The organism is Planotetraspora phitsanulokensis (genome assembly GCF_016863295.1).
GTDB lineage: Bacteria > Actinomycetota > Actinomycetes > Streptosporangiales > Streptosporangiaceae > Planotetraspora > Planotetraspora phitsanulokensis.
This window is the reverse complement of sequence record NZ_BOOP01000013.1, coordinates 85,206-103,884: the sequence shown is the minus strand read 5'-3', so window position 1 is coordinate 103,884 and position 18,679 is coordinate 85,206. Positions and strand designations below refer to the sequence as shown.

The window sequence follows — 18,679 nt, the reverse complement described above, 5'->3', positions numbered from 1 at the left end:
GGCTTAAGGGAGGATCAAGAGCATAACTATCAGGAAAGTTTCTTTATAGAGAGCATTGACTCGCCTGGTCATACCGGCTTACTTTCCGATCAACCCCTGGGGGCGGGGTGTTGTCATGACTGGCACTTCGCCTATCGGAGGTGGCCCTGTGCGCCTGCGCTCAGCAGCAGCAGCGGGAGCGGCGTCGCTCGCTCTCATCGCCGGGATCCTGACCGGCGGCATCGGCGGCGCGGCAGGCGTCGCCAGCGCCGCCGTGGACAACGAGACCTGCCGCCCGGACGGGCTCTACCGGACTCCGGGGGTCGACGTCCCCTACTGCCTCGGCTACGACGAGAACGGCAGGGAGAAGAACGGCACCGACCACCAGCGGCGCATCATCGGCTACTTCACCGGCTGGCGTGACGGCGCCAACGGCCAGACGCGCTACCTGGTGAACGACATCCCCTGGGGCAAGGTCACCCACATCAACTACGCGTTCGCCCACGTGGGCCCGGACAACAAGTTGTCGGTCGGCTCGAACACCACGGCCAACCCGGCGATCGGCGAGACCTGGCCTAGCGTCCCCGGCGCGGAGATGGACCCCGCCTACGCCTACAAGGGCCACTTCAACCTGCTCAGCAAGTTCAAGAAGCAGTACCCGGACACCAAGACGCTCATCAGCGTGGGCGGCTGGGCCGAGACCGGCGGCTACTTCGACGACGCGGGCGACCGCCAGTCGAACGGCGGCTTCTACTCGATGACCGTCAGCCCCGACGGCTCGGTCAACCAGGCAGGGATCAACACCTTCGCCGACTCCGCCGTGGCGTTCCTCCGGACGTACGGATTCAACGGGGTCGACGTCGACTACGAGTACCCGACATCGATGAAGGACGCGGGCAACCCCCTGGACTGGACGATCGCGAACGCCAAGCGCGCGAGCCTGATGAAGGGCTACGCGGCGCTGATGAAGACCTTGCGCCAGAAACTGGACGCCGCCTCGGCCGCCGACGGCAGGTACTACCTGCTCTCGGTCGCCGCGCCGTCCTCCGGCTACCTGCTGCGCGGGATGGAGACCTACCAGGTCACCCAGTACCTCGACTACCTCAACATCATGTCGTACGACCTGCACGGCGCCTGGAACCGGTTCGTCGGCCCCAACGCGTCCCTCTACGACGACGGCAAGGACGCGGAACTCGCCGCGGCCGGGGTCTACACGACGTCCCAGTACGGCGGGATCGGCTACCTCAACACCGACTGGGCCTACCACTACTTCCGCGGGTCGATGCCGGCGGGCAGGATCAACATCGGCCTGCCGTACTACACCCGCGGCTTCAAGAACGTCACCGGCGGCACCAACGGACTCTGGGGGACGGCCTCCAGCTCCACGTGCCCGGCCGGCGCGGGCCTGACGACCTGCGGCGACGGAGCGGTCGGCATCGACAACCTGTGGCACGACCTGGACACGGCGGGCAAGGAGTCCCCCGCGGGCTCCAACCCGATGTGGCATGCCAAGAACCTCCAGCAGGGGATCCTCGGCGACTACCTGCCGTCGTACGGGATCCCTGACACCGCGCTGACCGGCTCCTACACCCGCAACTACAGCGCGGCGCTCGTCGCACCCTGGTTGTGGAACTCCACCAAGAAGGTCTTCCTGTCCACCGAGGACGACCAGTCGGTGGCGGCCAAGGCCGACTACGTGGTGTCCAAGGGCCTGGGCGGCACGATGATCTGGGAACTCGCCGGCGACTACGGCTGGAACGCGGCCAAGGGCCAGTACGACCCCGGCTCGACCCTCACGACGGTCCTGTACGACAGGTTCAGGACGGCCGCGCCGTACGGGAACACCCGGGCGACCACGCCGATCCCGAGCCAGAAGCTGGACGTGTCGGTCGAGTTCCGCGACTTCGCCCTCGGCGACAACAACTACCCGATCAACCCGAAGATCCACATCACGAACAACTCGTCCGTGACCCTTCTGGGCGGCACGGAGTTCCAGTTCGACTACGCGAACTCCGCTCCGGGCAACGCCGCCGACCAGTCCGGCTTCGGCTCGTCGGTGATCAGGAAGGACCACACGGCGGCGAACAACGTCGGCGGGCTGAAGGGCGACTACAACCGGGTCTCCCTCAAGCTGCCGAGCTGGCAGACCCTCGCGCCGGGCGCCTCCGTCGACGTCGCCTTCGTCTACTACCTGCCGACCTCGACCCCGTCGAACTGGACGGTGACGTTCGGCGGCGCCACCTACGGCCTCCTTCAGGACTACGCGCGCGGCGGCACGGTGGTGACCCCCTCGCCGTCCCCGACGGCCTCCCCGTCGCCCACAGGGTCCTGTACGGCCGCCGCCTGGTCCGCCACGCAGGTCTACACCGGGGGCGGCCTCGTCTCCCACAACGGCCACACGTGGCGGGCCAAGTGGTGGACACAGGGCGAGACCCCAGGCACGGCTCAGGTCTGGGAGGACCAGGGCGTCTGCTCGGGCGGGACCCCCACCCCCACGCCGACTCCCACACCCAGCCCCACGCCGACCCCCACTCCCACTCCCACGCCGACACCCACGCCGACACCCACGCCGACGCCGACGCCGACGCCCACCGTTCCCGGCACGAGTCCCGCCTGGGCGGCGGGGACGGCCTACGCCGCCGGAGCCAAGGTGACCTACGGCGGTTCGACCTACCAGTGCCTGCAAACTCACACGGCCATCACCGGCTGGGAGCCCCCGAACGTCCCCGCCCTCTGGAAGTGGCTCTGACCCCACGGCATGCCCGCCACGACGGGTGACCCACCCTGACGGCGGGCGCACGCCCTCCGGGCCGTGTGAGACCGGTGACGCTCACGCGGCCCGGAGCCCCCCGGCCGGTGCCCGGCGATCCCACGGCGGATCGCCGGGCATCGGCGTTCCCGGCGACGGCGCCGGGCCCCTGGCCCGACCGCGCACGATCAGTGGGACCATGGCTGGAACCCACGACTCACCCACATTCACCCGAATTCACGAAGACTCACCGGGTCTCGCCGAGGCCCGCGAAGCGGAGGTCGACTCAGGTGTTCCAGGTCGCGCGTGCCGGGACGTCCGGCCGCAGCCCGATCATGCGCGTGGCCGCCGTCGCGTTGGTCGCATGTGCCGCCACCCTGCTGATCGCGACGCCCGCGCGGGCGCACAACGTGCTGATCGGCAGCGATCCCCGGCAGGGTGCGGTGCTCGCGACGATGCCCGGGAAAGTGACCCTGACCTTCGACCAGGCCGTCCGGCGCGACTTCGCGCGGATCGCCGTGACGGGCCCCGACGGAGCCCGCTACGAGCAGGGCGACGTGGGAGTCAGCGGCAACGGCATCTTCGTCGCCCTCCGCGGCCAGGGTCCGTCGGGGACGTACTCCATCGGCTACCGGATCGTCTCCAACGACGGGCATCCCGTCACGGGCACCGTCTCCTTCGCCGTCGGGAACGCCACGACCGGCCAGACCGGTGCGAGCGGCGGTCTCCCCGGCCCCGGGACGACCATGGGACCCGCGACGGGCGGCATCGTGGCCTCCGGGGTCGCACCGCCCGTGAGCGCCTCCAGCGGCGCCTGGGTCTGGGGCCTGCTCGCCGCCACCGCGGCGCTGCTGGCCCTGGCCGCCTTCGGGCTCATACGTCACGACCGTCGTGTGGGGAGCGGCGCATGACGACGACGGCCACCCAGCGGCGGGAGCGAGGCGGCGTCCCGGAGACGTCCCGGTCCCGGTTTCCCGTCGCGGGAGCCTCCGCGGCCGGGCTGCTCGCCGTCCTGATCGCGACGTGGGCCACACGGCCGGGTCCGGCGGAGGGGATCCCCATGCCGAGCGGGCTCGTCGAGTACGGCCTGCCGGTCGCCCGGCTCGTCCTCGACCTGGCCGCGACGGGCGCCGTCGGCCTGAGCCTGCTGCCCAAGCTCCTCGGCTTCGACGACCCGGAACGGACCGAGCCGATCGCCCGCAGGGCCAGGCACTGGGCCGTGATGTGCGCGCTGATCTGGTGCGCCGCCGCGCTCGTCGCCACGATCCTGAGCGCCGCCGAGGTCCAGCCGGGCGAGTTCCCCGACGTCGCCACCTATGTCGACCGCATCGGCTCCGGTCAGGGCCTCATCATCAGCGCGTCCTGCGCCCTGGTCAGCGCGACCGTGGGCATGCTGGCCGTGCGGTTCGGCGAGAAGGTCCCCGCGGAGCTGCGCGTGCTCGTCGCGGCGTTCGGCCTGCTGCCCCTCCCCGTCACCGGCCACGCCTCGAACTGGTACTGGCACGACCTGACCATGGTGTCGATGGAGCTGCACGTCATCGGGGCCGCCGTCTGGACCGGCGGCCTGGGGGCGCTCGCCGTGCTGCTGGTGCGCGACCGCGGGCTCCTCGCCCGCACTCTTCCGCGCTTCTCCCGGCTCGCCACGGTGGCCCTGCTCGTCGTGGGTCTGTCCGGCGTGTTCAACGCCGTGGTCGAGTTGCTGCTCGCGCCCGGCCACAGCTTCCCCGAGTCGCTGGTGACCACGCGGTACGGCTGGCTCGTGGTGGCCAAGACCGTGTTCGTCGTCGTGATCGCGCTGCTCGGCGCCAACATCCGCTGGCGGCTGATGCCCGCCGTCACCCGGCAGGCGCCCACCGCGTTCGCGGCGTGGGCGGCGTTCGAACTGGCCGTGATGGGCCTCGCCTTCGGCGTCGCGGTGGCGCTCACGAGGGCGCCCATCGCCTGACACGCGCCGTCAGGCGTTCACCGCCTGACCGCGCCGTCTGGCGCTCACCGCCTGACGCCACCGTCTGGCGGTGATCGCCCGACGCTCGTCACAGGGCCGGCGGCGCGCCCCACCCGAGGCGGAAACGGCGGCAGCCCGGCAGGCGTGTGGCCTGCCGGGCTGCCTGCGCCGGTGGTCTGCGCCAGCGCGCTACTGGTCGGTTCCGTCGGACGCGGATGCCGTACCCGCGTCACCCGCGGGCGCGGTGGTCGGCACGGGCTCGGCCTCCATCGCGCGCGGCGAACCCTCCCCCGTGTCCGCCCCTGTGTCGGGCCCAGCGCCGGCCCCTGTGCCGGTCCCCGTTTCCGCGGGCGTCGCCTCCTGGGACGCGGCCGACGCCTGGCGCCTGCCCACGAGCCACTCGGCGACCAGCCACGCCGCCGCCAGGAGGGCCGCGGTCACCGGCCAGGACGCCGCCGCGTACGGCGGAGCCTCCAGCAGCCGGTCCTGGACGGCGAGCCCTCCGTACACCCCGGCCGTCACGAGCACCGCGCCCAGGACCGGCCTGAAGTACGGGATCCGCACGAAGAAGGCCAGGTCGACGGCGAGCCCGGCGAGCAGGAAGAAGAACGGGATCGCCGACGGCGGGAAGGTGGCCCCGACGAGAAGCGGCCACACCAGGCAGCGGTAGGCGATGTAGAGCGCCGCGAGCGACGTCGCCGTCCAGCGCTTGCCGACGATCAGCCGCGCGACCACCAGGATGATCATCCCGGCCACGCCCGCGTAGACCGGGTAGACGTAGTCGGGCACCGGCAGCGAGAACTTGAAGATCATGGGGCGGTCCACCGCGCGGCCCATCTGGTTCGCCGCGAACTGGAGCAGGCTCGGCTCGGCGTACGGCTGGCCCCGGTCCCAGGAGGCCAGTTCCAGCACGCCGTACTCCTGGTGCTGCTCAGGGAAGTGCACGTTCTCGAAGAAGAACGTGAAGAGCACCCCGAGCACGACGGTCCGCCGCCGATCGGTGATCACGCCGTACGACGCGGCCCCCAGGTACCAGCCCCGGATCACACCGGCGATCATCAGGGCGGTCCCGATGAACAGCAGGGCGTGTGAGGGGCTCCAGGCCGTGATGTCGAGGCCGTTGACCCGGTGGTTGATCAGGTCCAGCGGGATCGCGATGAGGAAGATCCCCGTGCCCCACTGGATCAGCCGGGAGGCGAGGCGATCGACGCCGTACCCCGTGTACCAGTGCACGATCGCGAGGCCCACGGCGATGACCGTGCCGACGGTGTTGAGCATGTGCGGGGGGGCGAGGTCGTCGCGCAGCCACTTGAAGTGCCACGAGACGTCCCAGGTCGACCCGAGCACCTTCAGGACGAACGCCGCGAGCCAGCCGAGATAGAGCACCCTGAACAGATCGGCCGGGGTCTGCCTCCCCGCCTCCCCCCTCGTCCAGTAGGGGAGCGCCCACGCGATGACGCGAGCGGGGACCTGCTTGAGCGTCGTTCCTGTCGTCACGCGCGAAATGATGCCGGTCCGCCGGTTGTGGGCGCAATCGGGGATGTCCCGGAGAAGTCGCCCCGGAGGCCTCGCGCGGGCGCCTCGCATCCCCGCGAGCAGCGGGCCAATGGGACGCCGTGGCTCGATCGATACCCGGGCGGCCGAAAATCCCGGCTCGCGCGGATCGATCTCCTCTGATCGCTCAGTAGCATCGCGATATGACGTTTCCGGGCGGGCGGCGGGCCCTGACTGCCGTGGTCGCGCTGGTCCTCGTGGTCGTGGGCTGCCTCGCATGGGCGTTGTGGCCCTCCGGGAAGCCGGTCCGGGGCCAGGACACGGCCATCTCCGTGGTGGACGGCCCCGCGGACGACCAGCGGGTGACCCTCGACGCCACCTTCTTCCCGCCCGCCACCGGCGGGAAGGCCCCCGCGGTGCTGCTGGCACACGGCTTCGGAGGGAGCAAGCAGAGCGTCCGCGACCTCGCCGTACGGCTGGCCGGGCGGGGCTACGCCGTGCTCACCTGGTCGGCCCGCGGATTCGGCCGCTCCACCGGTGAGATCGCGCTGAACTCCCCCGACTACGAGGTCAAGGACGTCCGCCAGCTCGTCGACTGGCTGGCGAAACGTCCCGAGGTGCGCCTCGACGGCGCGGGCGATCCGCGCGTCGGAATCGCGGGCGGCTCGTACGGCGGGGCCATCGCCCTCATGACCGCGGCCTACGACAGCAGGATCGACGCGATCGCCCCCGAGATCACCTGGAACGACCTCGCGGACGCGCTCTTCCCCGACGCGGGCGGCAACGGCCCCATCAACGGCGTCTTCAAGAAGATGTGGGCGGGGATCTTCTTCAGCTCCGGCGGCAGCGGCCTCGCCCCCGACGGCGGCCTCGACGCGCAGGGCCTGGCCGGGCTGTCCGGGCCGTCCGGCCCCGCCCAGGCCCTGACTCCGCAACAGGTGCAGTGCGGGCGGTTCCTCCCGGCGATCTGTGACATGTACCAGACCGTCGCCTCCACCGGACGGGCCACGCCCGAGGCCATCAACCTGCTGCGGCGGTCCAGCCCTTCCTCGGTGCCGGACAAGATCCGCATCCCCACGCTCCTGATCCAGGGGCAGCGCGACTCGTTGTTCCCCCTCGGACATGCGGACGCCAACGCGCGGCAGATCGCCGCGACCGGCGCGCCCGTCGAGGTGGCCTGGATCAACGGCGGGCACGACGGCGGCGACAACGAGCCCGACTGGGTCTTCGACCGCACGGCCGACTGGTTCGACCGCTGGCTCAAGAACGGCCCCGGCTCCACCGCGACCGGCACGGGCACGAGCGCGAACGCGGGCGCGGGCACGGGCACGGGCACGGGCACTGGGACAGCTAGCACGAGGACGGCGGGCGCGGCCGCAGGCGCCGCGGCCTTCACCGTGAGCCGCGACGGCGGCCGCGACCCCGGCACCCGCCAGACCGTGCTCGTGCACGCCACCGCGAACGGCTATCCGGGGCTGTCCGGCACCACCAGGACGACGGTGCGGCTCTCCGGGCCCGAGCAGCAGATCGCGAACCCTCCGGGCGGCTCGCCCGCCTCCATCTCCTCGGTCCCGGGGTTCGGCAGCCTGCTCCGCAGCGGTGGGGGCCTCGGCGTCTCCCTCGACATTCCGGGCCAGGCGGCCGCGTTCGAGTCCGCTCCCCTGACCGCCCCCGCGCACGTCACCGGCAGTCCCACCGTCCAGGTCAAGGTGTACGGCACGGGCGAGGCCACGTTGTTCGCCAAGCTCTACGACTCCTCGGGCGGACCGGTGGCCGTGCTGCCGTCCAGCCTGGTCGCGCCGTTCCGGGTCACCGCGACCGAGGAGGGCACGCCGGTCACCGTGACGCTTCCGGCCATCGACAGGACGTTCGACGCCGGCCATCGGATGCGGGTGGTGATCTCGGCCACCGACCTCGGGTTCAGCACGCCGGCGACGCCGGCGGTCTACCGGATCGGGCTGGCCTCCCCCGAGCTGACCGTGCCCGCCGACCCGGCGCTGGTGACTCCGGCGACCGGCCCGGCCTGGTGGACCTGGGCCCTGCCGCTCGCGGCGACGCTGGCCGCGGCGGTCCTCGTCCTGACCCGGCGCGCCCGTCCCGCCAGGTCCACCGCAGACCGCCCCGACCTGGCCGACGTCCCGCTGGTGATCACCGGACTGGGCAAGCGGTACAGCAACGGCGAGAAGGCGGTCGACGACCTGTCCTTCCGGGTGGAGCGAGGGCAGGTGCTCGGCCTGCTCGGCCCCAACGGCGCCGGCAAGACCACGACGATGCGCATGCTGATGGGGCTCATCCTCCCCGACGAGGGAGAGATCCGGATCTTCGGGCATCCGGTGGTGCCCGGCGCGCCTGTGTTGTCCCGTCTGGGGTCGTTCGTGGAGGGGCCCGGCTTCCTCCCGCACCTGTCGGGGCGGGCCAACCTCGAGCTCTACTGGCAGGCCACGGGACGGCCGGCCGAGGACGCGCACCTGGAGGAGGCGCTGGAGATCGCCGGTCTGGGGGCAGCCCTGGAGCGCGCGGTGCGCACCTACTCCCAGGGGATGCGGCAGCGGCTGGCCATCGCCCAGGCCATGCTCGGCCTGCCCGACCTCCTGGTCCTCGACGAACCCACCAACGGGCTCGACCCACCCCAGATCGCGGAGATGCGCAAGGTGCTCAAGGCGTACGCCCAGGGCGGCCGTACGGTGATCGTCTCCAGTCACCTGCTCGGCGAGGTCGAGCAGACCTGCAGCCACGTGGTCGTCATGCACCGCGGACGGCTGGTGTCCGAGGGACCGGTCGACGGCCTGCTCGGCGCCTCCGCGTCCTCCAACGGCTCCGGCCACCGCCTCGAGGACGTCTTCCTCGATCTGATCGGAGAGAGCAGATGAGCGTCCCCGTGAGCCCCGCCGCCGGCGAGGACGCGCTGGGCTACGCCCGGGGGTACGCGCCCGGGCGGACCCTGCCGCTGCGTGTTGAGATCGTGCGCCAGTTCAGGCGGCGCCGGACGCTGGCGATGTTCGCCCTGCTGCTGGCCCTGCCGTGGGTGCTCGTGGTGGCCTTCCAGTTCGGGCCGGGATCGAACGGCGGCAACTCGCTCAGGTTGTCCGACCTGGCCACCGCGGGCGGGCTGAACTTCGCGGCGTTCGCGCTGTCGGTGTCGGCCAGCTTCCTGCTCGTCGTCGCCGTCGCCCTGTTCTGCGGCGACACGGTGGCGAGCGAGGCGAGCTGGTCATCGCTGCGCTATCTGCTGGCCGCGCCGATCCCCCGTGACCGGCTGCTGCGCCAGAAGCTGATCGTCGCGCTCGGATACTCGGCGGCCGCGGTGACCGTGCTGCCGTTGATGGCGCTGCTGGCCGGCACGCTCGCGTTCGGCTGGCACGACATCCGGGTGCCGGGCACCGGCGAGATCATCGCGGCCACGGACGTGCTGCCCAAGTTCGCCCTCGTCATCGGGTACGCGCTGGTCAGCCAGCTCGTGGTCGCGTCGCTCGCGTTCCTGCTCTCGGTCAGCACCGACTCCCCTTTGGGCGCGGTCGGGGGCGCCGTGGGACTGGTGATCGTGAGCAGCATCCTGCAGGCGGTCGAGGCCCTCGGCTCGTTCCGCGAGTTCCTGCCCACGTTCTGGAACACCGCGTGGCTCGACGCGCTGTCACCCCAGCCGGACTACAGCGGGATGATCAAGGGCGTGTCGGTGTCGGTGACCTACTCGGTGATCCTGATCGCGTTCGCCTTCCGGCGCTTCCGCCGCAAGGACGTGGTGTCCTAGACGCGATGTGCCGCGGCCGCCGGCGCACGAGCGTGCGCCGGCCGTTGCGCGGGGAGCCGCTTCGGGGAGGGGCCTACTCCCAGTGGGGCGGGCGATCCTCCAGGAAACGGGAGTCGTCGGAACCGGGGCTCCATTCGCCCCAGCCGAGATCGGTGTCGTCACTGGTCTGGTCGGGAAGCACCGGCAGTCCCTCGTCGAAGAGGTCCACCGGACGCAGGTCATCCGGATGCTGCTCAGTCACGGTCCAATGCTATCCGGCCGTGTCGCCGGGGCGCGGCCGGACCGGTCCTCCTCTTCAGGCCGGACCGCTCCCAGCTTGAGACCGGACGCTCCCCCGCACCCGGTGACCGCGGCGGCCTGAGCGGGCCCCTCTCCGGGCGGGAGCGGCGCCGGACGGTGCCGAGTCGGTCGTCCCGTGCGGGGGCGGGGATCCGGACCGCGCGTGGGGTGTTTTTCCCCCGGGGCGGAAACCTCGCGACCGCACATCCGGACATCTATCGGTCGCCAAAGGTACGATGCGGGAACAGACAGCACGCCGGACGATCCCCCCGTGAGGCGGCATGGCAACGCCATCAGGATGGCGACGAGAGGGCAACCTGCCCACCGAGCTGACCAGCTTCGTGGGCCGCACGCGCCTACTGGCTTCGCTCAGGCAGCGACTTCAGGAATCCCGGCTGGTCACCGTGACCGGGATCGGCGGAGTCGGAAAGTCGCGGACCGCCCTGCGCATCGCCCACCAGATTCGCGGAAAGTACAAGGACGGCGTCTGGTACGCCGATCTCGCCCGGCTGCAGGACCCGGGCATGGTGCACCACGCGATCACCTCGGCTCTCGGCATCGCCGACCAGTCGTCCAGGGACGAGGCTGACACGCTGGCCGAGTGGCTGGCCGACCGCGAGCTCCTGCTGATCCTGGACACCTGCGAGCACCTCGTCGAGGCCTGCGCCCGTCTGGCCGACCAACTGCTCGACCGTGCGCCCAACCTGCGCATCATCGCGACCAGCCGCCGATCGCTCAACGCGCGCCACGAGTACACCCTGGCGGTCCCGCCGCTGACCGTCCCCAGCGACGACCCGGCGGACAACCCGTACAACAACGAGGCCGTCGAGCTCTTCAGCGAACGCGCCTCCGTCGTCGTGCCCGACTTCGTGCTCGACGAGGACAACGTCGTCGCCGTGGCCGAGTTGTGCCGCCGCCTCGACGGCATCCCGCTGGCCATCGAGCTCGCCGCCGTCCGTCTGCGGACGTTGTCGGTCGAGCAGATCCTCGCGCTGCTGGCCGACCGGTTCAGCCTGCTCGCCGGGGCCAGCCGTACGGCGTTGCCGAGGCACCAGACGCTCCGCGCGGCCATCGGCTGGAGCCACGAGCTGTGCGAGCCCGCCGAGCGCCTGCTGTGGGCCCGGCTGTCGGTCTTCTCGGGAGACTTCGAACTGGAGGCCGCCCGATCGGTGTGCGCGGGCGACAACCTCGCGCCGGCGACCATCGCCGACGTTCTGTCCGGCCTGGTCGACAAGTCGGTGCTGCTCAGCTTCCCCACCGCGGCCGGCCAGCGGTACCGGCTGATCGACACGCTCCGGCAGTACGGCGGGGAGTGGCTCGACAAGCTCGGCGAGACGGCCCAGCTGCGCCGCCGCCACCGCGACTACTACCTCCAGCTGGCCGAGCGCAGCGAGAAGTCGTGGTCGGGCCCGCGGCAGGTGCACTGGTACACCCGGATGCGCCAGGAGCACGACAACATCCGCATCGCCGTCGACTACTGCCTGACCACACCGGGTGAGGCGCGGATCGGCCTGGAGCTGCTGTCGTCGCTCTGGTTCCTGTGGGTCGCGTGCGGGTTCGCCAGAGAGGGCGCCCTGTATCTGGAGCGGGCGCTGAAGAACTGCCCGACCCCGAGCCAGGAGCGCTGCAAGGCGCTGTGGGTGCTCGCCTATCTGCGCAGCGCACAGGGCGACATGGCGGGCGCGCTGTCCGCTGCCGAGGAGTGCAGCACCGACGCCGTCCAGGTGGGCGACTCCGTCGCGGTCCTGCTCGCCACGAAGATGCAGGGCACCGCCGCCATGCTGCAGGGCGACGCCAAGAAGGCGACCGCGCTGCTCGGCGTCGCCATCGAGTTCCACCGCGGCGGACGCGAGCTCAACCCCGGCCTGCTCCCGGCGATCGTCGAGCTGTCGATGGTCCTGCTCTCCCAGGGCGACTTCCTGGAGGCGGAGACCCTCCTGGCCGACTGCCTCAAGGTCTGCCAGGAGCGCGGCGAGCTGTGGCTGCGGTCCTACGCCTGGTACGTCACCTCGCTCGTCCGGCGCGCGACCGACCGCCGCGACGACGCGCTGTCGGCGTGCAAGGAGGCGCTGCGCATCAAGCGCCACTTCCACGACGTGCTGGGCGTGGTGCTCTGCGTCGACCAGCTGGCCGGGCTGAGCCTCGACCTCGGCTGGCCCGAGCGCACGGCGTTCCTGCTGGGCGCGGCCCAAGCCAACTGGAAGACCTTCGGCCTGCCCCTGTTCGGATCGCCGTTCTTCACGACCGAGCACGAGCAGTGCGTGAAGGAGTGCAAGAAGGCGATCGGCGACGCCGCCTATGACGACGCCTACGCCGAGGGAGCGCGGTTGAGCCTGAGCGACCTCATCGAGTACGCACTGGACGACTTCGACGATTTCCGCGCTCCCAGCGACTGACAGCGGTCAGACGTCGAAGTACCTCGAGCTGGTCAGCGAGTAGTCCACACTGCCGCTGATCCAGTACTCGAGGCCGCGTGCGTAGGCCGTCACCGCGGGCGAGCCGAGTGACTCCAGGACCGGCCCGAGCGTCACCATCTCGGCGACGGCCTGGTCGCGCATCTGGCCGATCCGGTCCATCGCCTCCTGGACGGTCCGCCCGGTGTGCCCGGACAGGACGCTGACCAGGTTGTTGCGGACGTTGACGCCGCTCTGTTCCTTGGCGTAGGAGATGAGGTCGTTGTCCCACACGACGACGTCGTTGGCGTGCTCGGTCATCGCGTGGACGGCGGGGTGGCGCCACTCCGCGGGAGTCAGCCGCTTTCCGGCCGCCACGTCGATCAGCGCGAACACGGTGAGCATCGCGCCGGTCCTGCGCCGCATGAAGATGTAGTCGCCGACCGTCGGGACGACGTCGTCCTCCCGGTTGGCCGCCTCCCACACCTGGGCGAACAGGTAGTCCTTGGTGACGCTTCGCCACCGGTCGAGTTGGTCGGGGCCACCGTGGTCGGCGATGCGCGCCTTGATGTCCAGCAGTGCCCGGGCGAAGGGGTTCTCGATCTGATCCGTGCCGCGGTCTCCGGGGAGGTCGTCCACCACGACGTACAGCTGCGGCAGGGCTCGTGCGATTTCGGCCGCGCGCCTGTCGGATTCGCAGAACGCGTCGTCGAACGCGAACAGCCAGACGCACCAGTCGGTGACGAGCTGGCACAGTTCCTGGGACGCGTACGGGTACGTCCGCGCGCCCAGCCATCCGTACGCGGCCCGCCGGTACACCTCCAACTGCTCCGGATCGTCGACCATTCCCGAGGTCGCAAGCCACGCCAGCGTGTCTCTGTCGACCTCGTCCACATGCGGATTCACTGCACTCGGGAAGGGGCAGGTGAGAGAGGGGATGCGGATCGGTTCCCTGCCGATCTGCTTCACAGAGGGAGTCGCCATCCGCCAAGCATGACCATTTGGGCAATAGAGCGCTAGAGCGGCAGCATTTTCGGAAATTTCGGCCCCCGACCTCAACGTGGCCCTAACATCCCCACGATGTCGGAACTCCCGAAGAACCGGGCAGTGTCCAGCGCGGACGGCGTGCCGGCGGCCGGATCGGCGCCGGCGTCCATCAGCGCCCGAATCACCTCCGTCTCCTTCTTGAAGACGGCTCCGGCGAGCGGCGTCTGCCCGCGGTCGTTCGCGAGGTCCGGGTCGGCGCCGCGTGCGGTGAGCGCGCGGACGGTGGCCGCGTGCCCGTGGTAGGCGGCCAGCATGAGCAGCGTGTCGCCCTTGTCGTTGCGCAGGTTGACCGGCACTCCCGCGTCCACGTAGGCGCACAGGGCGTCGGTCTCCCCTGCCCGTGCGAGACCGAACAGCTTGGTGGCGAACGCCTCAAGCTCCGGATCCGGCTCCATACCGACCATTGTCCCCCGGTAAGGTCACCTCCATCACGCGGAATCCAGGCGGGTCCCCAGCGGTTCAGTAGGTAATGGCAAGTCCCCTTGAGAAAGGCTGGAACACGGTGTTCGACCCCACGGATCTTTACCGGCTCGACGGGGACGTCCCTGAGCTGACCGATCCGGTGCTGCTGTACCACTTCGAGGGGTTCGTGGACGCGGGAGGAGCCGGCAGGCTGGCTCTCGGGCACCTGCTCGCCGAGCTGGAGCACCGAGTCGTGGCGACCTTCGACGTGGACCGCCTGCTCGACTACCGCTCCCGCCGTCCCGTGATGACCTTCGACTCCGACCACTGGGTCGACTACGACAGCCCCGAACTGGTGGTCTATCTCACCCGGGACGTGACGGGAACGCCGTTCCTGATCATGACCGGCCCCGAGCCCGACCGGGAGTGGGAGCTGTTCACCGAGGCCGTCGGCATGCTGGCCACGCGGCTCGGCGTCGGCAGGCTCGTCACGTTGCACGGCGTCCCGATGGGCGTCCCCCACACCCGCCCGCTCGGTCTCACCTCGCACGGCAGCCGGCCCGAGCTCATCGTCGGCCAGCCGAGCCCCTTCGGCCGGGTGCAGGTCCCGGGCAGCGCGGCGGCTCTGATCGAGTTACGCCTCGGAGCCAAGGGCCACGACGCCGTCGGCTACGCCGTCCACGTCCCCCACTATCTCGCCCAGGCCGAGTATCCCCAGTCGGCCGTCGCGGCCCTGGAGGCGGTGACACGCGCCACCGGGCTCGTCTTCCCCATGGACGGCCTCCGCGGCGCCGCCGAGGAGACAACGGCCGAAATCGAGCAGCAGATCAGCGCGTCCACCGAGTTGTCAGGCGCGATCCAGGGCCTGGAGCAGCAGTACGACGCGTTCCAGTCGGGAACCGAGCGGGAGAACCTCCTCGCCGAGAGCACCCCGATGCCGACGGGTGACGAGCTGGCCGCCCAGTTCGAGGCATTCCTCGCGGAACGCGACGACCACGACAACTGATCCATTCCACATAAGGTGAGTTCATGCCGACCTCTGAGATCCGCGTCGGGCTGATCGGCTACGGCCCGGCGGGATCGTTCTTCCACGCGCCCCTGATCGCCGCGACCCCCGGGTTGCGGCTTTCCGCCGTGGTGACCCGCGACTCCGCCAGAGCCGAGCAGGTACGGCAGGACCATCCCGATGCGGAGGTCGTGGAGTCGGCCGACGATCTGTGGAGCCGTTCGGACCTGGTCGTGATCGCCTCGCCCAACCGCACGCACGTGCCGCTGGCCCAGGAGGCGATCAAGCGCGGCCTCCCGGTCGTCGTGGACAAGCCGCTCACCGGGACCGCGGCGGAGGCCCGCGACCTCGTACGGCAGGCCGGGGACCGCGGGTCGATGTTGACGGTCTTCCAGAACCGGCGGTGGGACGGAGACTTCCTGACGATCCGCCGGCTGCTTCCCGAACTGGGCGACGTCCACCGCTTCGAGTCGCGGTTCGAGCGCTGGCGGCCGGTCCCCAAGGGGGGCTGGCGCGAGATGGGCGGCCCCGACGAGATCGCGGGCGTGCTCTACGACCTCGGCAGCCATCTGGTCGACCAGGCACTGCAGTTGTTCGGGCCGGTCTCGCACGTCTACGCCGAGAGCGACGTCAGGCGGGCGGGGGTGCGGGCCGACGACGACGCGTTCATCGCGCTGACCCACACCGGCGGGACGCGCTCGCATCTGTGGATGAGCGCGGTCACCGCGCAACTCGGCCCCCGGTTCCGGGTGCTCGGGTCCCGGGGCGCGTACGTGAAGTGGGGTCTCGACCCGCAGGAGGAGCGGCTGCGCGCCGGCGAGCGGCCCGGGACGCCCGGTGTCGTCTGGGGCGCGGATCCGTCCGAGCGCTGGGGCTCGCTGGGCGCCGACGGCGACACCCGCACCGTGCCGACGGAGCCGGGAGCCTACCCGGAGTTCTACGCCGGCGTGGCGGCCTGTCTGCTGGAGGGCGCGCCGCCGCCCGTGGCCCCCGAGAGCGCCGCCGAGACCGTGGCCGTGCTGGAGGCGGCTGCCCGTTCGGCGGCCACCGGGTCCACCGTGGTCATGAAGCAGGCCGACCCGGCCTGAGGCGGGCTCGGCCCCCGGATCCGGTTCACGCCCGGATCCGGTCGCGGCCGGGAGCCTGGTTCAGGCCAGGAGGCGGGTGCGCATCGCCTCGGTGTCCGCGTCCGTCCAGCCGTGGCCTCCGAGCCAGTCGAGCGGGCCGCCGAACCTGTCCTCGAGGGTGGCGAAGAACTGCGCCATGTACTCGGGCCGGGGAACGTGGCTGTCGGCGGGCTTGCCGTCGAGGTCGGACCGGTAGGTCTCGCTCGCCCGCAGCCGCGCGAGGATCGCCTCGATGCGCTCGCCCGTGGCCGCGTAGTCGGCGATGATCGCCTCCGTGGTGACCCCGGCCACGGCCAGCGCCAGCGCGCTCACCACGCCGGTGCGGTCCTTGCCCGCGGCGCAGTGGACCAGCGCCATGCCGTCGTCCTCCGCGAGCACGCGCAGCGCCGCCACGACGGAGTCGGGACGGTCCCGGAGGTAGCCGTAGTAGTAGCCGGTGACCCGCAGCTCGGCGAGGGCCGCCTCGTCCCTCTCGTCCTGCCACGGCAGCGCCCGGCTGTCGAGGGTGTCCGCGTCGACGTCGGTGAGACGGCCGCCCTCGGCGAAGAGGCTGAGGTGGTGGATGCCGAGATCGGCCACCTGGCTGAGCGGGCCGGGGCCCTCGAGGCGGACCTCGGTGTCGGACCGGAGGTCGACGACGTGCCTCAGCTTGAGCTCCCCGACCAGCCGGGTGACATCTCCGCCGGTCAACCCCTGAAGGTTGTCGCCCCGCAGGATCCGTCCGAACCGGGTGGTTTCTCCGTCGACGGTGGGGAGGCCGCCGAGGTCTCGTACGTTGACCGCACCTTCCAGAACTATCCAACGCTCATAGGTGTTCATCGCCTATGAGCCTATCTGCCGGAATCTGTCGCCTGCGTGATCGCCCCATGAACGTCTGCCCGCCCGCCCGGGCCGTGTCCCCGCCGTCGAGGTGGCCCTGGGCGAGGCCGGGGAGGCACGTTCACTCTGCCGCCGGCCGTACGCCGTCGGGCCTGAGCTCACCCCGGCGACCGCCGAGGAGGCGTCGCCGTACCGGACCGCTGATCACCATCCCGGCTTCCGGGACCGCGCGGGCGGGCCGGTCGAGGATCGCCTGGCCGAGCGTCAGGCCGCCTCCGATCGCCAGACCGATGGCGGCGGCCTGGCCGATGGCGAGGAATCCCGGCCCGGCCTGGCCGTGGCTGAGTTGCAGCAGGCCCTGGTAGATCGTGTAGCCGGGAGCCAGCGGCACGATGCCCGCGACGGTGTGCAGCAGCGCCGTGCCGTTGGTACGCCGCGCGAAGGCGTAACCGCCGAGCCCGACGACGACCGCGGCGACGGCGGTGGCCAGAGGCGGCGGGAAGCCGCACTCCTGCGTGAGCACCAGGTAGACCGTCCAGCCCACGGCCCCCGCCAATCCGGCGGTGAGCATGTTCCAACGCGTCGCCTGGACGCAGAAGGCGAAGCAGACGCAGACCATCATCGCGGCCGGGACCTCCACCGGAAGTCCAGCCCATCCGTGCGGCGCCAATCCGTCCGGCTGGACCTGGGGGACGCGTAGCCCGGCGCGCACCGCGGCGTACAGGACGGTTCCCACCCCGGCCACGATCGCGGCGACGACCACGGCGGTCTCCATCGCCCGTGCCGCGGCCGTGACCAGATAGCCCGCGATCGCGTCCTGCACCGCGCCGACGAACGACAGCCCGGGCAGCAACATCGCGATTCCGCCCGCGACGACGAGCGGCGCCTGGGTCGTCCCGCCGGAGACGAAGAGCCCGGTCGCGACGGCGGTGGCGACCGCTCCGCCGAGGACCGCCTGGTGGAAGGCGGGGACACCACGGCGCGACAACCGGCGACCGGCGCGGTCGATGAACGCGGTCACCCCGGCGGCGGCCAGAAAGACCTCCGGCCCGCCGCCCAGCATCACGGTGAAAAATCCGCCGAGGCACGCCCACGACAGGGTGACCTGCCACGCGGGATGGGCCGGCCGCGCGGCCTCGATCTCACCCAGGCGGGCCGAGGCCTCGGCCATGTCCATCCGCCCGCCTCTGATCTTCTCGGCGAGGCGGTGCAGGGCCTCGATGCGCGCGTAACCCAGGACGGCGGCGCGAACCACCCTGATCTCGGTCAGCGGCACGGCCCGCGGCCCGCTTCGGTAGGACAACACGATCGAGCCCGAGGTGACGTCCGCCGCGCAGTTGCGCAGCCCGAGGGCCTCGGCGACCTCCGTCATCGTGGCCACAACGTCAGCCGAGGGCGCTCCGCTTCTCAGCAACAACTCGCCCATGCGCAGGACGAACAGCATGATCTCGCTGGCGTCCTCGCCCGCCGGAGCAGGAGGCTCCCCGGGGGGCCCTGAGGGCCCGTCCACAACGGTCATCGGCTCGCGGTCTCGTCCAGGAGCCGCCGGAGCGCCACGAACCCGCTGTCCGCACCGTCCCGGGTGGCGGCGAGGCCGGTCAGCAGGCCGAGCACGCCCACGTTCACCGATACCGCCCGCCCCTCCGCCATGGGCTCGTCCAACCCATCACCGAACTTACGCATTTAGGTCC

15 protein-coding genes are annotated in these 18,679 nt (G+C 71.2%); 8 read left to right on the top strand and 7 right to left on the bottom strand.

The window, feature by feature from the left end:
* Nucleotides 1–148 precede the first annotated feature (148 nt).
* The 3 genes from Pph01_RS16165 (at nucleotide 149) to Pph01_RS16155 (ending at nucleotide 4,673) form a co-directional block, all read left to right on the top strand.
* On the top strand, nucleotides 149–2,728 hold the full coding sequence (locus Pph01_RS16165) for a chitinase C-terminal domain-containing protein (RefSeq protein ID WP_275412836.1): 2,580 nt from the start codon (nucleotides 149–151) through the stop codon (nucleotides 2,726–2,728).
* Nucleotides 2,729–3,018: 290 nt separating this feature from the next.
* Complete coding sequence (locus Pph01_RS16160; protein ID WP_204073906.1) at nucleotides 3,019–3,639, top strand: copper resistance CopC family protein; 621 nt, start codon at nucleotides 3,019–3,021, stop codon at nucleotides 3,637–3,639.
* Nucleotides 3,636–4,673: a CopD family protein gene (locus Pph01_RS16155; RefSeq protein WP_204073905.1), complete on the top strand. Its 1,038-nt coding sequence runs from the start codon at nucleotides 3,636–3,638 to the stop codon at nucleotides 4,671–4,673. The genes Pph01_RS16160 and Pph01_RS16155 overlap by 4 nt, the downstream gene beginning before the upstream one ends.
* Nucleotides 4,674–4,862: 189 nt before the next feature.
* Here the strand turns inward: Pph01_RS16155 and Pph01_RS16150 are convergent, their stop codons facing one another.
* Complete coding sequence (locus tag Pph01_RS16150) at nucleotides 4,863–6,170, bottom strand: hypothetical protein (protein ID WP_204073904.1); 1,308 nt, start codon at nucleotides 6,168–6,170, stop codon at nucleotides 4,863–4,865.
* 200 nt (nucleotides 6,171–6,370) lie between these two features.
* Between Pph01_RS16150 and Pph01_RS16145 the strand changes: the two genes are divergently transcribed.
* A complete protein-coding gene (locus Pph01_RS16145; RefSeq protein ID WP_204073903.1) occupies nucleotides 6,371–9,037 on the top strand; it encodes an alpha/beta fold hydrolase in 2,667 nt (888 codons plus the stop codon).
* Entirely contained in the window at nucleotides 9,034–9,915 is an 882-nt protein-coding gene (locus tag Pph01_RS16140) for an ABC transporter permease (RefSeq protein WP_204073902.1), read from the top strand. Before Pph01_RS16145 ends, Pph01_RS16140 begins: the two co-directional genes overlap by 4 nt.
* Nucleotides 9,916–9,988: 73 nt before the next feature.
* On the opposite strand, the gene Pph01_RS16135 is transcribed toward Pph01_RS16140, so the two are convergent.
* The gene (locus Pph01_RS16135) at nucleotides 9,989–10,156 is read right to left on the bottom strand and encodes a hypothetical protein (RefSeq protein ID WP_204073901.1); all 168 of its coding nucleotides are present in this window, start codon (nucleotides 10,154–10,156) and stop codon (nucleotides 9,989–9,991) included.
* A gap of 319 nt (nucleotides 10,157–10,475) precedes the next feature.
* Between Pph01_RS16135 and Pph01_RS16130 the strand changes: the two genes are divergently transcribed.
* Nucleotides 10,476–12,590, top strand: a complete 2,115-nt coding sequence (locus tag Pph01_RS16130) for an ATP-binding protein (RefSeq protein ID WP_204073900.1) — start codon at nucleotides 10,476–10,478, stop codon at nucleotides 12,588–12,590.
* Between the two features lie 6 nt (nucleotides 12,591–12,596).
* On the opposite strand, the gene Pph01_RS16125 is transcribed toward Pph01_RS16130, so the two are convergent.
* Nucleotides 12,597–13,571: a 4-epi-cubebol synthase gene (locus tag Pph01_RS16125; protein WP_204073899.1), complete on the bottom strand. Its 975-nt coding sequence runs from the start codon at nucleotides 13,569–13,571 to the stop codon at nucleotides 12,597–12,599.
* A 71-nt stretch (nucleotides 13,572–13,642) separates the two neighbouring features.
* Nucleotides 13,643–14,029: an ankyrin repeat domain-containing protein gene (locus Pph01_RS16120; RefSeq protein ID WP_373315666.1), complete on the bottom strand. Its 387-nt coding sequence runs from the start codon at nucleotides 14,027–14,029 to the stop codon at nucleotides 13,643–13,645.
* A gap of 107 nt (nucleotides 14,030–14,136) precedes the next feature.
* Here Pph01_RS16120 and Pph01_RS16115 point away from each other — a divergent pair, with 107 nt between their 5' ends.
* Complete coding sequence (locus Pph01_RS16115; RefSeq protein ID WP_204074105.1) at nucleotides 14,137–15,042, top strand: PAC2 family protein; 906 nt, start codon at nucleotides 14,137–14,139, stop codon at nucleotides 15,040–15,042.
* A 23-nt stretch (nucleotides 15,043–15,065) separates the two neighbouring features.
* A complete protein-coding gene (locus Pph01_RS16110; protein ID WP_204073897.1) occupies nucleotides 15,066–16,130 on the top strand; it encodes a Gfo/Idh/MocA family oxidoreductase in 1,065 nt (354 codons plus the stop codon).
* A 60-nt stretch (nucleotides 16,131–16,190) separates the two neighbouring features.
* Here Pph01_RS16110 and Pph01_RS16105 read toward each other — a convergent pair whose 3' ends face one another.
* The 3 genes from Pph01_RS16105 to Pph01_RS16095 all read right to left on the bottom strand — a co-directional run bounded on the left by Pph01_RS16105 (nucleotide 16,191) and on the right by Pph01_RS16095 (nucleotide 18,671).
* Complete coding sequence (locus tag Pph01_RS16105) at nucleotides 16,191–16,988, bottom strand: tyrosine-protein phosphatase (protein ID WP_204073896.1); 798 nt, start codon at nucleotides 16,986–16,988, stop codon at nucleotides 16,191–16,193.
* A 121-nt stretch (nucleotides 16,989–17,109) separates the two neighbouring features.
* Nucleotides 17,110–18,507 (bottom strand): threonine/serine exporter family protein, encoded by a 1,398-nt coding sequence (locus tag Pph01_RS16100; RefSeq protein ID WP_204073895.1) that lies wholly within the window; start codon nucleotides 18,505–18,507, stop codon nucleotides 17,110–17,112.
* Entirely contained in the window at nucleotides 18,504–18,671 is a 168-nt protein-coding gene (locus Pph01_RS16095; protein WP_204073894.1) for a hypothetical protein, read from the bottom strand. Before Pph01_RS16095 ends, Pph01_RS16100 begins: the two co-directional genes overlap by 4 nt.
* Nucleotides 18,672–18,679: the final 8 nt, after the last annotated feature.